Here is a 14,870-nt window from a genome sequence, read left to right on the forward strand (position 1 = left end):
TTATTTGGGCCATCACGCAGGAACAAGATGAAGTAGTACCAACAGCTTAAAGAAGTTCATTTTCTCTATAATGAACAGTACGTTAGAAAGAAATAGATGGATGAGAATAGGGCTCGAAGGCAAAGAGAAAAACCGGAAAGGAAAACCCACGTGCCTCCTCTGTGCTATATCTATGTAGATTAACGCACGTCCCGAGTTAGTGGATACGGCCTTTATACGGAAAGATAAAATGTGAGAACCCACGAATATCAGAACGCTAACCGCAGTAGATATTTTTGCCTTCGTGCCGTGTCCTTAACATCTATTCTAAAAAGGATGAGGGAGGAAAGATTATTCCATCTTTAGCTTAAAAGAGTTTCTCACCTCTTGGAATAACTGTCAAGGAAAGCACTTGACAGCTATTCCAAGAGGTGAGAAGTGGTCAGTAAGCTAAAGAAGGAGATACTCAAGCCAGTACGGCTAAATATCTAACCAAGCAAGCGAAGAAGCGAGAACAGCTTCTCTTCTTAGAGTTGGTCAAAAGTAGATCAAAACCTGATGTAGAGTGGGGGCCTTGAAAGTTTCGTTCATATCAGGAGGCTCCCCGGCACGCCCGCGAACCGCTCGCGCCTGGAGCGCAAATCAACAATCAAGTTTAACAGTGCAAAAAAATTAAGAGTTGATAATATTTGCTCTTTTCTCCATAATAATTTTGAAACCTTTTTGCATCTTAATCGTATATGTATCATCTGGACAAGAGTTTGGGTTTGTTCGGTTTAAAAAAAATTAAAAAGAGAATGGAAGATATACATTGGGCTCTAACATTTTTCTATTTGTACAATATGTTTTTGAGGCTTATTATTGGTTAATCTTGATTTCGATTTTTGGCTCTTGGTTTCCTCAATTTCATTCATCAAAACTTGGAAGTTGGATTTCTAGGATAGTTAATCCTTATTTAGGCTTGTTCAGGCGGTTTATTCCCCCTCTAGGCCCTATTGATTTTTCACCAATTATTGCCTTATTCGCCTTCAGATTTATTAGAATGTTTGCGCTTGAAGGTCTCCGTCAATCCTTGAATGTTATTGGTATTTAAAAAAGAAGATAAATTTGTAAGGGCGAACAGTTGGCAGCTGTTCGCCCTTTAGCTCTTTCTTTCTTCAGTATGATATACTTAAGAAAGTTTGCTTGTAAGAAAGGGAGTTCTATTTGTGGAATTACGAAAGTCAATTGCTCATACCAAATCAGAATCGAATTCGACCTATATATTTTTACTCATAGCTGGAATTGTCCTTGTAGCTTTTAATTTGCGCCCAGCCATTACCTCGGTAGGACCGTTGGTAGGAAAAATTCAGGCTGATGTGGGACTAGCCCACTGGAGTGCCGGCTTACTTATGAGTCTGCCATTACTTGTTTTTGCCGCCATGTCACCGATCGTTCCAAAATTAGCCAGTCGGTTTTCAAATGAAAGGACAATGCTGATCGGCTTGTTCTCACTGTTAATCGGAATAGGCATCCGTTCTATTCCCATCACGTTTTTTCTTTTCGCCGGGACCCTTTTGGCAGGAATGGGTATTGCGATTGGCAATGTTCTTTTGCCAGCCGTCGTTAAGGATAAATTTCCTCAGAAGTTCGGCTTAATGACAAGTGTATATTCAACCTCTATGGGATTAGTGGCTTCATTAGCATCAGGGTTAAGTGTTCCTTTAGCGGACGGCTTGAATCTTGGCTGGCAGGGAGCCTTAATTGTATGGGGAATCCCCGCTGTAATTGCGATCATTGTGTGGGTACTTCTTGTGAAATCCAATCAAAGAAGTCAAAATTCCATCAAAAAAGTCAGCTCCAATTCTAATCAAGTTTGGCGCTCGCCGCTTGCCTGGCAAATCGCGATTTTTATGGGATTTCAGTCCTTTTTATTTTACGTCACAATTTCTTGGCTGCCTGAAATCCTGCAAAGCCGTGGAATGAGCAGCAGCACGGCAGGATGGATGCTTTCGTTTTCCCAATTAGTCGGGTTGCCTGCTAGTTTCTTCATCCCTGTTATTGCAGGTCGGTTCCGCTCACAATCATGGATTGCCTTACTTTTAAACATTTGCTCCTTTGCTGGGTATGGCGGATTACTGCTTAGCTCTTCCTATCCTATTGCCATTATCAGTATTGGTTTAATTGGGATAGGATTAGGCGGAACTTTTCCATTAGCCTTAAGCTACATCGGACTCCGTGCAAGGAATGCCGCACAGGCTGCTGAATTATCAGGTATGGCACAATCAACCGGTTATATCCTTGCAGCAGTTGGCCCCATGTTTATTGGCTTCTTATATGATACGACCCATTTGTGGACCATTCCACTCATCACCCTTATTTTAGTCTCTGTAGTCGTGATGCTATTTGGGATGATATCGGGCCGAGATCGGTATATTTAAAAGACGGACAGTGCAAGTCACTGTTCGTTTTTTTGTCTGGATGCAAAAATTTGTCCCGTCGGGCACCACAATGAATTCAAATGTCTTGATTTACAAAACATAAAAAGAGTTGTTTTGTCAAATCATCATGAAAGGAATTCATTAATGAAAAAACAATTTGTGATTTTATTTACCTTAATCCTAGTCATGCAAATGCATTTATCTCCAGCTCATGCAGCAAATAACCCGAGAAATACTTATGAAGTGAAATCTGGGGATTATCTGTGGAAGATTGCAAATACCTATGGGACTACTATTGAGGATCTTAAACTCATCAACGGATTACAATCAGATTTACTTTTAACCGGCCAGAAATTAAGGGTTCCCATCATGTACCAAGTTGCTCCCGGGGATACACTTTGGAAACTGTCACAAGCCTTTAATTCGACAGTTTCTTTAATCACAACAACTAACAGTCTTTCATCCGATGTGCTTTATGTAGGGCAAATATTAAAAATTCCTCCCAAAAAACTGACCATGGATGGAAAATTTATTCTTATGACCAGGGAGGAATTTAAAGATTGGATTTTTAACCAAAAGTTTACGAGAAGGGTTGGAAAAGTCCAACAGCATCATACTTATCAGCCATCATACAAGCAATTCAATGGTTCCAACCATTTTGCCTTGATGAAGGGTATGGAGGATTATCATGTAAATGGGATGAAATGGAGCATGATTAGTCAGCAATTAACTACCTTCCCAGACGGCAGAGTTGTCGTTGGCCGTCCATTTAACATCGCTCCTGAAGGTTCATTTGGTTTACTCAATAAAGAGGCCATGCATGCTATTGAGGCTGATGCGTTAGCCATCGAAAATATTGGGAACTTCGATGCGGAAAAAATGACAGCGGAGCAAAGGGAAACAATTGTTACCATCACTGCCCTTCTTATGATCAAGTACGGGTTAACTCCTACAGTAGACAGTGTCACTTATCATCATTGGTGGGATGTGAATTCGGGAGAAAGAGTATTAGATAACAGTGCAGGCCATGCCATTAAAACATGCCCAGGTACTGGATTTTTCGGCGGTAATTCCACTGCCAGTGCAAAAAATAATTTCTATCCGTTAGTGACACAAAAAATGCAGGAAATTTTAGCATCCTTACATTAAACATGTAGAAGGTGGCCCCAAAATGGTGGTCACCTTCTACATGTTTAATAGTATTTTTTTGTTGAGAATTCATTCATTTTATGATTGGATTAAGAACTAGGGGGGATCAACTTGAACGGAAAACTGAAGCTCATCATAACGATGCTCATTTTCGGAAGCATCGGAGTATTTGTCAAAAAGATAGACCTGACATCCAGTGAAATTGCTTTTTTAAGAGGGATAATCGGCAGTTTATTTTTGCTGATTGTAAGTTTCATCGTCAAACATAAGCCATCCTTTCAAGCGTTAAAACAAAATGCCATTCTACTCTTGGTTTCAGGTGCTGCCATTGGCCTTAATTGGATCTTTCTTTTTCAGTCTTATCGGTATACAACTATATCCAATGCCACAATTAGCTATTATTTTGCTCCGATTTTTGTGATGATATTAGCACCATGGGTTTTGAAAGAAAAATTGACGAGCACGAAGGTTATTTGCATTATTATGGCTATGATTGGACTATTTTTAATCGTTAATCCTGGTTCCGGAAATTCAAGCGGTTCTGAGAATAACGTAGTTGGTATTTTATATGGCCTGTCAGCGGCAGCCTTTTATGCCAGTGTGATATTAATGAACAAATTTATTAAAAACTTATCAGGCTTTGAAATCACATTAGTTCAATTAATGGCAGGTTCATTGGTCCTGCTTCCCTATGTAGTATGGCAAAGTCATCTGGATTTTTCAGGTATCAATTCTACTTCGGTCATTTTCATATTAATAATTGGTATTATCCATACGGGACTGGCTTATTTTTTATATTTCACATCTCTTCAAGAATTAAAGGGCCAAACGATTGCAGTCCTTAGCTATATCGATCCGATTTCTGCCGTCCTCATTGCTGCGATTTTCTTGCATGAAAGCATGTCGTTGATTCAAATACTCGGCGGCGTCCTTGTTCTTGGCGCCACTTTTTTAAGTGAGTTAAAAATCGAAAAAAAGGGCCGGACTTCTACAACATAATCGTAGTAGAAGCCTGGCTTTTTTTTTAGAAATATAAATTTCGTCCCTTAGATTAATTTTTGATAAAAAAATAGTAAGAAGAAAACATAATAAGTCCTAAGCTAACCACTATGACAGTAATTACATAGTAAACTTGGATTGCTGCCGGAATAACGGGGACCAATAACATCAATAATCCTAGAATAACAAATACCTTTCCGCCAAATCTATGGGTTTTCTTCCATACATCTTCGCTCGCTAAAGTCCACGGTGTGCGAATTCCAACAAAGTAATTCGGTTTGAATTTTGGACTTAGGTTGCCAATAAAGATAAATAATAAGCCAATTAATTCAGGAACCACCATTGCGGGATTAATAATCCCCATTGCACTCGTAATTTGCACAATTTGAAGTAAAAACAGGAACAATAGAATTCCATTCATAATCCATTTATAGGTCCCTTCAAATCGTTGATAATTTTGTTTCTTTGGGTCGATTTTAGGCAATAGTATTCTAAATACATATAAGACTAACATGATCCCCGGCAAAAGAAAGGCTCCGAAGGATTTATCCGCATAGCTATTTGGGGCACCTTTATAATTCCAATGCACCGCAATTTGTTCCGGTAAATACGGATAGGAAATACAGGTTCCGATGATGATGATTATAAGTAAAAACAGGCCAAACCAGTTTTTTTTCATTTTATCTCTTCCCCTTCTTCTTTCTTTAAGAAATCCATAAACCAGGTAATGACATCTTCAAACACACTTGTATTTAGGCTATAAATAATTTGCTGTCCCTTTTTTTCTGAGTCCACCAAGTTCGCTTGCTTTAATAAATTCAAATGGTGTGAAATACTTGGCTTTGTCATATTAAAATGATCAGCAATTTCCCCTGCGGATAAGTCCTTCTTTTTCAATAAATGGAGGATTTTCCTCCTGCTTGGATCGGACAACGCCTTAAAAGCTTCATTCATGTCAACACCCTTTTCCTTTACATCCCAATTTTAGATATTTAGAAAATTATCTAAATATATAATATGGAAATTTTTTATATTAGTCAATGAATCCTTTTAGATATTTAGATAAATTTCTAAATTTTATTAAAACAAAAAGGGCGGAGTAAGAATCCGGCCTTTTTGTTTTAGGACAATTTTTATTTTTCTCTTTTATCCCTTAAGCTCAACGGCAATATTTATCGCGCAAAGCAAGTGTATACTTAACCGATTGCTCTGTACCTTTTTCTTGATCTTCAATCATTTGTTCTAAAAGTTCTTTTGGGGGATAATAGTAATCCAATGGTTTAATAACATTTAAATCATAAGGAGGCTGCTCTACTTTAAATGCTCCTTCACCAAGAGCAAAAACTCCTCCTGCACCTAGCTCTCGTTTAAAATGAATGGCATATGGGAAACACATTTCAACATTGATCCTAGTTAGGGAAGATTTCTCGACCAATATTTTAAAACATTCTTCCGTATCGATATTTCCTGTCCCTACAGGTACGCCGCATACCCTGTAATTCTCGCCGTCATGAACGATAATATGATCCTTAAAATGAGTTGTAAATGCATAAGGCGCTAATTTTCTAACGGCTTCAACTGGGTCCTCCCATGCCATCATTCCGTTGCCTACATCGCAATGCGCGCCAACCCAAGGGCTGTTTACTTCCTTAATAATTTCAATAACTTCATCTGTTAATTCTTCCTCATGATTTTCCACAGCAAGTTTGATTCTGTATTTTTCTAGCAAAGGAACAATTTGTTTGATATCCCCTGGTGCTTTTTTCAATCTTTCCTGATCATACTCATCCATGCATGCATACGTGCGTATCACATCCGCTCCTATTCTATGGGCTGCCTGAATGACCTCTTTTAAATGGCCAGGATCGGTTCCATTTGTATCAATTTCAGCGAAAAATCCATACTTTTGAATTTCTTTTCTTACCCTATCTAAATACTCAGGTTCAAACGACTCTAAGGTGCCTCTTCCTGGTAACCCCGGCCATGGGACGATATTGATCATTACTCCATCTAATCCCAATTCGGCTGTTTTTCTGATAAAACCGAAGATATCCATTCGACCAGTTATAAACTGTAAGTGAAAGCTTTCTGTCTCTAATCCAATTTTCATTTTTTATCCACCCTTACGTCAATTTATCTATTAATGAAAAAATTACGCTTTGATTTGGCTGCTCTCCAGATCTTGCTGGAGTGCTTTTTTCTTATTTACGACTTTAACTAAATAGCTGCTAATAAGAAAACCTAAAGCAGCGAAGGCAATCATGGTCAAGAAGACATGTCTATATCCTTCCATACCTGGCGATCGATCCAACATGCTTCCATATAGTGTGAAGGCAAACATAGAAGGTGCATATCCTACTAAACAAGCTATAGAAACTGCTGCACCACTTATTTCTCTCGGAATGCCAACTTCTTCAATTGGAGCAAAAAAGACCGCTCTTTGTGTAAAGATGATAGCACCGTAAGCTAGTGTAAAAATTACGCCAAAATATACATTCAGATGTTGATGAGGCAAGAGAATAAAAATAATCATTCCTATGATCGATGCAGCAAAAGCTACTCGCAAATATTTTGAAGGAGATTTAAACTTTTTATCTGCAAGGAATCCTCCTATAGGTCCACCTAACATTTTTAAACCATATTGATTGATAATTCCATATGCTCCAACTAAAGCGACAGGTATTCCATAAATGTCTTTTAAAAATGGAATAAAGTAGGTTAAGCCAATATAAACGGAATACACTGAAAAAATAGTAAAAGCGACAACCCATATTTCTGGCATTTTTACTGCCTTTAATGCGCCTTCTAATGCTGCCTTATTTTTGTTTACTTTTTGCCCTTGCTCATCTACAGCTGAAATAACATCATCTTCAAGAAGGAAATATAAAATAATAGCAATTACAATCATGGTGATCGAAAAGAAGAGAATTGCACCTCTTAAACCGGCTGCCCCTTCTCCGAGCCATTTAAAAATTCCGAGAGCAGCAAATGCAATAACCGTATCTATGACTCCTCTTCCCGCCTCTAAGAATCCAAACATTCTCCCCTGCTCATCTGAGTCTCCTAATAATCTTACAGATTTGATTAAGACCGGCCAAAAAGCAATTTCAGCAAATAAAGCGAAAAGCCCCCAAATGACTAATATTTCATAATAACTTGGAAATGTGGTTAAGTAGAATCCAGTTGCTCCAATTCCAATTAAAGCAACTGGCATCAATTTTTTCTTAGAAAATCGATCGGCTACATACATCGAGATAAGGTAACCGAAGGTCTGGATAAATGCATAAACAGATAACGTGAAACCCATCTGCGTGTGGGTTAAATGGAAATAATCCATCATAGGGACATAAAAGGCATCTTTTAACCAGGGAAGCTTAAAAACCGTTCCCCCGCCAAGTATTAATACGGCAAGCGTAAACCATTTTTTCGTGTTATTATTTTGATTCGTCAATGTCATGTCCCTCCTAAAATAGATATTTCAAGTAGAAAATATAGGATGAAAAGGCTTACACAAATGGTTAATTAAAACTCTCTCACCTCCTTGTGACATCGATGCAGAAGCCTTTACTTAAACGACAGTTAACCTAATCGATTGTTATTTTTATAGATTAATAAATCTCTTACTTATTTGATACACATGCAATGACTTCGATTTCCACTGAAGCATCCTTTGGCAAGCGCGCTACCTCTACTGCACTTCTAGCAGGATAGTTTCCGCTAAAATACGATTGATATACTTCATTCACTTGTGTAAAAGCATTCATATCGTCTAAAAAGACAGTTGTTTTCACTACACGTTGTAAATCGCTTCCAGCCGCTTCTAAAATGGCTTTTACATTTTCCAATGATTGTTTCGTTTGTTCTGCAATGGTTTCCGGCATTACATTTGTGACTGGGTGAACCGGAAGTTGTCCAGATACAAAAAGAAAGTCCCCCATTTTTACTGCCTGAGAATAAGGACCGATTGCGCCTGGAGCATTTTTGGTTGAAATAGAATTGAGCATTGAAAAACCTCCTGTGATAAAAAATTATTATGATGATTTTTTATTATTATAATGTATTTTTTTTATCACATCAACTAAAAATTCAGAAATTTATCTTATTGAATTTTATTAAATCTTTGTTAAACTAAAATTGATATGTAGAAAAGGTTGGATGGATGATGGTAATGCTGACAAATACCGAAAAACTGAAACAGTATATTCCCATGGTGCATTTTATTGCAGAAATAATGGGAGAAAATTGCGAGGTTGTATTACATGATGTAACGAACCCTGATCATTCCATTATTGAAATTGTGAATGGACAAATTAGCGGAAGAAAGATAAATAGTCCCATTACGGATCTTGCTTTGAAAATAATTAAAGAAAAAAGCTATAAAGATCGGGATTATATCTGCAATTATAAAAGCAGTTCAAAAACGATTAATACACTTCGTTCTTCCAGCTATTTTATTAAAGATGAAAGTAACCAAATTATTGGAATGATTTGTGTTAATGTTGATATCACCGACTTTATTAAGGCGCGGAACATTTTAGATCAAGTCATTATGTTTGAAAATCCCAAAAATGATTCTGTCGAGCAAATAAAGCCGGTTCATGATCCGAATCTTTATGAAAATTTCGAAGAAAATATAGAAGATCTTCTCTCCTCTCTTATTAAAGGGGTTTTATCTGAATATGACATCCCAGCAGAGCGGATGTCTCCACAAGAAAAAATAGATGTAGTAAAAAAACTCAATGAAAAAGGTGCCTTTTTATTAAAAGGCGGGGTAAGTGAAGTTGCAAAATACCTAGATGTATCAGAAGCGACTATCTATAGATATTTACATAAAATAAAATAATGGATTCGCCCTTCCTTTTTTACCCAATTTTTTTTAAATAAAAAGGAGTATTTGAGGGATTCACTTACCGTATTTATTTTTCATAGAAGAATGGAAACATTAGAGAACCACCCTTTTGCTGTGACAGCAAAGGGTGTTTTTTCTGTACCTATCTATTAATCTTAGATCTTCTACAATTTTCGTTCGATGATTGGCACCAATGGTTCTTTTTTCTAAAAAAAATCCAGCAATGGACGCAAAAAAGTTCCCAATGCTCAGGGATCCTTACTACCCAGACGCCATTTTAATACCTATAACCCCTGCAATAATACACAAAATCCATAAAGTTGATCTCAAACTTTTAGGTTCATGAAAGAAGAACATGCCGGCTAAAACACTTCCAATGGAGCCCATACCAGTCCATATTGCATAGGCAGTCCCCAATGGAAGGGAAGTTACAGCTAATGAAAGAAAATAAAAGCTTAAACTCCCACAAATTAAACAAGCTATGGTAGGAAGCCATCGTTTAAACCCATCTGCACGTTTCATGCTGATCACACTGCCTATCTCGGCAAAGCCCGCAATAACAAGAAAAAACCAAGCCATTGAATCATCCCCTAACATTTAACCTATCAGTCATGTTCTTGGATGTTTTAGGTTCTGATGGGCTTATTTTTAATCCAATAATCCCTGCAATCATTAACGTCACAAAAAATACTTTCGATAGATTAATAGTCTCTCCCCATAGAAGAATCCCGGCTGCGATTGTACCTACCGTTCCCAATCCAGTAAAAATGGCGTAACCTGTACCTAAGGGAATGGAATGTAACGCTTTTGAAAGCAAAAAGAAACTTAGGATTATGATAGCTACAGTTATGATGCTAGGGATTATGATGGTAAATCCATGTGAATATTTAAGACCTATCACCCAGATAATTTCCAATAATCCTGCTATTAAAATATAAATCCATGCCATATTGTTCTCTCCTTCAACACATGACACTTAATTTTGAAGAGCGAAGTTCTCCATAAATTGATATATCGCGTGAGCCACCCCATTTTCATCATTTTTAAGGGTTGTTGTTGTACACACAGCTTTAATATCATCTTTCGCATTTTCCATCGCTACACTGTATCCGACCTTCCGGAACATGGATAAATCATTGTTGCTGTCCCCGATTGCCATAGATTGTTCTAAGGATACATTCATCAAGAAAGCCATTTTTTCAAGGGCATTTCCTTTTGAAGCACCTTTATTCGTAATTTCAATGTTATGGTCAGCCGATGAAACTACCCCCAACTCACCAATCATGTCGAATCGGTTCCAGGCTTCAGCTAGTTTCTTTTGATTAAACGAACAGGCTACAATGTTAAATACTTCTTCCTTCTGTTTTAGGATGTCAGGATAGTTTTCAACAAGTACAAAGCCAAACTGATCAAATTGTCTTTCCGCTTCTGCCGCTATCTTTTTCTGATCCCTATCCAAATCCGCGCTTTTCAATTGTTGAATCTCATGATAAAAAAATTCTCTCCTCTTCTTAAGCGTATAAATCGCTTTGTCAGTAAACACTTCATAATAAAAATCCCGTTCATCCAACCACTTTAGAATCGACTCTACACGCTCTTTCGATATCGGAATAGAGGAAAGCATCTTTCCATCATTCGAATGAATCGTTGCACCATTTGTCCCAATAATGCAGGGGGAAATCCCGGCCTTTTTACAAATGGTCTGAACATCAAAATAAGCCCGCCCTGTTGAAATGACGACTTCAAAACCTTGTTCTTGAGCATAATGAATCGCATTTCTATTTTCTTCACTAATTTCATTCTGACCGTTTAATAATGTCCCATCCAAATCTATCGCAATGAAGCTCATATTTCGAAAACTCCTTTACTCATTTTTTTAAAGGAAGACCCATTTTTTAGTCACTATATTTCCTGCTCTTGATCACTTATGCCTGAATCCAATTGAGTTTCTTTAATTCCGGTTGATTATTCCATCCCACCGGCCATGATTGCTCACAAACAAACACATCGACTTTTTCGAAAGGACAAACCTTACAAAAAGTATCAACATCGATTTTAGAAGAATCGGTCAGTAAGATCACTTGCTTGGATACCTCGACCATCTTGCGTGAAACCAAAGATTCCTGTAAATGATAATTACTAACCCCATTTTGAATCGAAACACCGCCAGCAGAAATAAACGCTTTATTAATATTAAATTGTTGTAACGTTTGTTCCGTCAGACTGCCGCTGATCGACTGCTGCTTCGGGTCCAATAGCCCGCCTAGTAATAAAATTTGCCCTGTAAACTTATTTTGATTGAGAGATTCCGTCAATAGAGCTGAAACAGGAAGTGAATTGGTGATGATGGTAATATCCTTCTTATCTTGAATACATTGTGCAAATTCAAGCATGGTGGTCCCTACATCAATGGCAATGACATCGCCGTTCGAAATGAGTTCTACTGCTTTTTTTCCAATCTTTACTTTCGCTTCCTGGTTTACTGTTGTACGATGTGCGAATGGAGGCTCCTCAAATGGAAAAACCGATTTAATCGCTCCACCGTAAACCCTCTTTAAAAGCCCTTTTTCCTCTAAAAGCATCAAGTCACGACGGATTGTTTCCTCTGAAACCTGAAACTGCTCCACTAAATCGATGACCTTTACTTTTCCCTCTCTATTTAATTCTTTTAAAATTTCATTCTTTCGTTCTTCTGGCAAAACGGACATATTTCTTCCTCCGGAATCATTGATAGACTATAAAATAATGCATTCTTTTTTCGGCACAAAAATCTGAACCTGCGCCCCTTGTTCAAACATTTTCCCTTTGTGATGAAGATTGTCCACCAGGAAAGCGGCCCCTTCTGTTTCTACTTCATATCTTAGTACATTCCCTGTCATCGAAACATCTTTAACAAGCCCTTTAATTCCCCAGTTATCATGTAAACCTAAGTGACCTTCATTAGCAGAAACGATTTGCAAAACTTCTGGACGAATGGCGATTTCCTTCCCGTTTAACTCTGTACTGTGAACAAGTTTGTGGAAAACTTCCATACTCAAAACATTGTAATTTCCGATAAATTTCGCCACAAAGGTATTGACTGGAGAAGTATAAATTTCAACTGGAGAACCGGATTGAACAATTTTTCCTTTATTCATAACAAATATCCGATCCGACATCGTCATGGCTTCTTCCTGATCATGAGTCACAAAAATCGTGGTGATCTCTAATTCTTTCTGGATTCTTCTTAATTCTTTTTGCAAGTTTTTTCTAATTTTCGCATCTAATGCACTTAGCGGCTCATCCAAAAGCAGTACTTTTGGTTCCATGACAAGGGCGCGGGCAAGAGCCACCCTTTGTTGCTGACCGCCAGATAATTGATGTGGATAAGATTGTTCTTTTCCGACTAAATCTACGAGTTCGATCATCTTGGTTACTCTTGTTTTAATATTTTTTGCCTTCTTCATTTTAAGACCGTAGGCGATATTATCAAAAACATTCATATTCGGGAACAGTGCATAGGACTGAAACACCATACCGACTTCACGCTGACGCGGTGATATATGAGTGATATCCTTCCCATCAATGAAGATGCTTCCTGAATCCACGTCTTCAAGTCCGGCAATCGATCGTAATAAGGTACTTTTTCCGCATCCGCTTTGTCCAAGAAGTGTCGCAAATTCTCCCTTTTTTAAGGTCAACGAAATATTTTCTAACACGACTTGGTGATGGTACCCCTTCGTCACTTGATCAATCGTTACATAGCTCATGAATTTTCACCCTCTAAAGCTGTATTTTTTTGACGGAATGGTTTATTAATAAAGAAAACTGATCGTTTTTTAGAAGAAGGGCTAGGAACTTTATCTTTTTTAAACGTTAGTTTTAATACCGTTCCCGTTACCAGTAAAATGATCGAATAATACGTTATCACAATAGCACTTGTTAAATGACCACTGCTGTTAAGTTTGTCAGCAAGATAAATTTGAATCGTTTCAAATCGGCCCCCGACAAGCAAATTGGCAAACGCAAACTCACTAAATAATAGCGCAACAGATAATAACGTAGACACCAAAATACCAGAGATTATATTAGGGAACACGACGGTGCGAAACGCCTGAAATTTTGTAGCTCCCAGTAATTCAGCTGCATCAACAAGCTGGACCGCATTCACCGTGCGAAGGCTGTTACGAATCCCTTGATACATAAAAGGTAATATTGTGATGAAATATGCACCAACTAAAATCCACGGTGTTCCGGTAATAGGAAGAGGCCCATTCGAATAGACCTTGATCAAGCCTACAGCCCCAACGATCGGAGGTATTCCATAAGGAAGCATAGCAACTGTTTGGAGCCATCCTTCCCATTTGCTGAAATAGACGGTAATGATAAAGATCGTTGGCAGCATTATCACCACACCAAGACCAACCGTTACAAAAATTAAAAACAATGTATGCTGGAGTGCACCATAAAACCGTTCATCATGAAATAATTCGATATACCATTTCATCGTAAAACTCTCAGGGAGAATGGTATGATCCCATTTGCCGGCTACCGAGAATAAAAGCGTTGCTGCCAGCGGGATTACTAAATAAATCACAAGTAAACCAACGATTACTTTATGAAAGCTCAGTGAAGTTTTCATCGTAAATCCCTCCTAATGCGGCGCATCATTCGGTTATTGAACCACATCGCCCCGATCATGGCCGAAGCTAAAAGAACGCCCATAGCACTGCCTAGCTGCGGCTTTAAGGTCACGTCACTCGAGACTAAAGAGGCAATTTGCAATGACAATAAATTATAGTTGCTTCCGACCAGTGCATAGGCAGTTGCATAAGCGCCCATAGCATTGGCAAACAAAATACTGAAGGTACCTGCTATGCTAGGAAGCAAAACCGGAATCCCGATGTGGAGCCAAAAAGATAATTTGGTTCCACCCAATAAAGAAGATGCTTCTTTCCATTGCTTTTTAATTCCTTGATAAGATGGATAAATCAGCATTACAGCCAGCGGAATTTGAAAATATATATACACAAAAATGAGACCTGTCCAAGAATACAAATTAAAGCCTGCAAACACATCTAAACCCAGCTTGGAAAAAAGCAGCGTAAACAATCCATTGTTTCCAAGCAAAATAATAAATGAAAAAGAAAGCGGTATTCCTTCAAAATTGGAAGTCATATTGGCAATCATCACTAAGCGATTTTGGACCTTTTGTGAAAACTTTGTAAAAGAATAAGCGGCAATAACAGCAATGATTACAGAAATCACAGCAGAAACCAACGAAATGACAAGACTATTTTGGATCGCTTGCAAGTAAAATTTACTTTTAAAAATCGTTACATACTGCTGAATCGTGACTTGAATTCCATCATCTGCGTGAAAACTATCCCTCAGCATGGCCACTAATGGGCCGATTTCAAACCCGACCACAAACAAAATAAACGGCAGTAAAAGTGCTAATAAGTAAAATTTTTGTTTTTTTATTTTTCGCAAGA

Annotated in this window: 17 protein-coding genes; 5 read left to right on the top strand and 12 right to left on the bottom strand. The window is 37.9% G+C overall.

From position 1 onward, the window contains the following. Window positions 1-790 precede the first annotated feature (790 nt). The 4 genes from PH210_RS12860 (at window position 791) to PH210_RS12875 (ending at window position 4,547) form a co-directional block, all read left to right on the top strand. Window positions 791-1,072 (top strand): YggT family protein, encoded by a 282-nt coding sequence (locus tag PH210_RS12860; protein ID WP_289985880.1) that lies wholly within the window; start codon window positions 791-793, stop codon window positions 1,070-1,072. A gap of 115 nt (window positions 1,073-1,187) precedes the next feature. Beyond that, the gene (locus PH210_RS12865) at window positions 1,188-2,399 is read left to right on the top strand and encodes a CynX/NimT family MFS transporter (protein WP_289985881.1); all 1,212 of its coding nucleotides are present in this window, start codon (window positions 1,188-1,190) and stop codon (window positions 2,397-2,399) included. Between the two features lie 144 nt (window positions 2,400-2,543). Further along, on the top strand, window positions 2,544-3,548 hold the full coding sequence (locus tag PH210_RS12870) for a peptidoglycan recognition protein family protein (protein ID WP_289985883.1): 1,005 nt from the start codon (window positions 2,544-2,546) through the stop codon (window positions 3,546-3,548). Between the two features lie 111 nt (window positions 3,549-3,659). Next, window positions 3,660-4,547, top strand: a complete 888-nt coding sequence (locus PH210_RS12875; RefSeq protein ID WP_289985885.1) for a DMT family transporter — start codon at window positions 3,660-3,662, stop codon at window positions 4,545-4,547. Window positions 4,548-4,599: 52 nt separating this feature from the next. Here the strand turns inward: PH210_RS12875 and PH210_RS12880 are convergent, their stop codons facing one another. From PH210_RS12880 to PH210_RS12900, 5 genes are all read right to left on the bottom strand, one after another. Then, entirely contained in the window at window positions 4,600-5,226 is a 627-nt protein-coding gene (locus PH210_RS12880; RefSeq protein WP_289985886.1) for an SdpI family protein, read from the bottom strand. Further along, window positions 5,223-5,501: an autorepressor SdpR family transcription factor gene (locus tag PH210_RS12885; protein ID WP_289985888.1), complete on the bottom strand. Its 279-nt coding sequence runs from the start codon at window positions 5,499-5,501 to the stop codon at window positions 5,223-5,225. The genes PH210_RS12880 and PH210_RS12885 overlap by 4 nt, the downstream gene beginning before the upstream one ends. Before the next feature lie 205 nt (window positions 5,502-5,706). After that, a complete protein-coding gene (locus PH210_RS12890; RefSeq protein WP_289985890.1) occupies window positions 5,707-6,657 on the bottom strand; it encodes a sugar phosphate isomerase/epimerase family protein in 951 nt (316 codons plus the stop codon). Window positions 6,658-6,699: 42 nt separating this feature from the next. Continuing rightward, window positions 6,700-7,998, bottom strand: a complete 1,299-nt coding sequence (locus PH210_RS12895) for an MFS transporter (protein WP_289985892.1) — start codon at window positions 7,996-7,998, stop codon at window positions 6,700-6,702. A gap of 169 nt (window positions 7,999-8,167) precedes the next feature. Continuing rightward, window positions 8,168-8,551: a RidA family protein gene (locus PH210_RS12900; RefSeq protein ID WP_289985893.1), complete on the bottom strand. Its 384-nt coding sequence runs from the start codon at window positions 8,549-8,551 to the stop codon at window positions 8,168-8,170. Window positions 8,552-8,715: 164 nt separating this feature from the next. Here PH210_RS12900 and PH210_RS12905 point away from each other — a divergent pair, with 164 nt between their 5' ends. Then, entirely contained in the window at window positions 8,716-9,390 is a 675-nt protein-coding gene (locus tag PH210_RS12905) for a helix-turn-helix transcriptional regulator (protein WP_289985895.1), read from the top strand. A 267-nt stretch (window positions 9,391-9,657) separates the two neighbouring features. Here PH210_RS12905 and PH210_RS12910 read toward each other — a convergent pair whose 3' ends face one another. The 7 genes from PH210_RS12910 to PH210_RS12940 all read right to left on the bottom strand — a co-directional run bounded on the left by PH210_RS12910 (window position 9,658) and on the right by PH210_RS12940 (window position 14,868). Next, window positions 9,658-9,975, bottom strand: a complete 318-nt coding sequence (locus PH210_RS12910; protein ID WP_289985896.1) for a DMT family transporter — start codon at window positions 9,973-9,975, stop codon at window positions 9,658-9,660. Window positions 9,976-9,979: 4 nt separating this feature from the next. Further along, window positions 9,980-10,345, bottom strand: a complete 366-nt coding sequence (locus PH210_RS12915; RefSeq protein WP_289985898.1) for a DMT family transporter — start codon at window positions 10,343-10,345, stop codon at window positions 9,980-9,982. A gap of 27 nt (window positions 10,346-10,372) precedes the next feature. Beyond that, window positions 10,373-11,245 (bottom strand): Cof-type HAD-IIB family hydrolase, encoded by an 873-nt coding sequence (locus PH210_RS12920; RefSeq protein ID WP_289985900.1) that lies wholly within the window; start codon window positions 11,243-11,245, stop codon window positions 10,373-10,375. A 76-nt stretch (window positions 11,246-11,321) separates the two neighbouring features. Further along, window positions 11,322-12,104, bottom strand: a complete 783-nt coding sequence (locus tag PH210_RS12925; RefSeq protein WP_289985902.1) for a DeoR/GlpR family DNA-binding transcription regulator — start codon at window positions 12,102-12,104, stop codon at window positions 11,322-11,324. Between the two features lie 27 nt (window positions 12,105-12,131). Further along, complete coding sequence (locus tag PH210_RS12930; protein WP_289985905.1) at window positions 12,132-13,145, bottom strand: ABC transporter ATP-binding protein; 1,014 nt, start codon at window positions 13,143-13,145, stop codon at window positions 12,132-12,134. Beyond that, window positions 13,142-14,017, bottom strand: coding sequence for an ABC transporter permease (locus PH210_RS12935; protein WP_289985906.1), 876 nt, complete (start codon window positions 14,015-14,017; stop codon window positions 13,142-13,144). The genes PH210_RS12930 and PH210_RS12935 overlap by 4 nt, the downstream gene beginning before the upstream one ends. Next, window positions 14,014-14,868 (bottom strand): ABC transporter permease, encoded by an 855-nt coding sequence (locus PH210_RS12940; protein WP_289985907.1) that lies wholly within the window; start codon window positions 14,866-14,868, stop codon window positions 14,014-14,016. The genes PH210_RS12935 and PH210_RS12940 overlap by 4 nt, the downstream gene beginning before the upstream one ends. Window positions 14,869-14,870: the final 2 nt, after the last annotated feature.

Source organism: Paenibacillus sp. BSR1-1, from assembly GCF_030403775.1.
In the GTDB taxonomy this organism is placed as follows: domain Bacteria; phylum Bacillota; class Bacilli; order Bacillales; family Cytobacillaceae; genus Neobacillus.

Excerpts from the sequence above, each read along its gene's own strand:
- PH210_RS12870 (WP_289985883.1), top strand. The coding sequence starts at position 2,544 with ATGAAAAAACAATTTGTGATTTTATTTACCTTAATCCTAGTCATGCAA.
- PH210_RS12880 (WP_289985886.1), bottom strand. The coding sequence starts at position 5,226 with ATGAAAAAAAACTGGTTTGGCCTGTTTTTACTTATAATCATCATCATC.
- PH210_RS12885 (WP_289985888.1), bottom strand. The coding sequence starts at position 5,501 with ATGAATGAAGCTTTTAAGGCGTTGTCCGATCCAAGCAGGAGGAAAATC.
- PH210_RS12890 (WP_289985890.1), bottom strand. The coding sequence starts at position 6,657 with ATGAAAATTGGATTAGAGACAGAAAGCTTTCACTTACAGTTTATAACT.
- PH210_RS12900 (WP_289985893.1), bottom strand. The coding sequence starts at position 8,551 with ATGCTCAATTCTATTTCAACCAAAAATGCTCCAGGCGCAATCGGTCCT.
- PH210_RS12905 (WP_289985895.1), top strand. The coding sequence starts at position 8,716 with ATGCTGACAAATACCGAAAAACTGAAACAGTATATTCCCATGGTGCAT.
- PH210_RS12910 (WP_289985896.1), bottom strand. The coding sequence starts at position 9,975 with ATGGCTTGGTTTTTTCTTGTTATTGCGGGCTTTGCCGAGATAGGCAGT.
- PH210_RS12915 (WP_289985898.1), bottom strand. The coding sequence starts at position 10,345 with ATGGCATGGATTTATATTTTAATAGCAGGATTATTGGAAATTATCTGG.
- PH210_RS12920 (WP_289985900.1), bottom strand. The coding sequence starts at position 11,245 with ATGAGCTTCATTGCGATAGATTTGGATGGGACATTATTAAACGGTCAG.
- PH210_RS12925 (WP_289985902.1), bottom strand. The coding sequence starts at position 12,104 with ATGTCCGTTTTGCCAGAAGAACGAAAGAATGAAATTTTAAAAGAATTA.
- PH210_RS12930 (WP_289985905.1), bottom strand. The coding sequence starts at position 13,145 with ATGAGCTATGTAACGATTGATCAAGTGACGAAGGGGTACCATCACCAA.
- PH210_RS12935 (WP_289985906.1), bottom strand. The coding sequence starts at position 14,017 with ATGAAAACTTCACTGAGCTTTCATAAAGTAATCGTTGGTTTACTTGTG.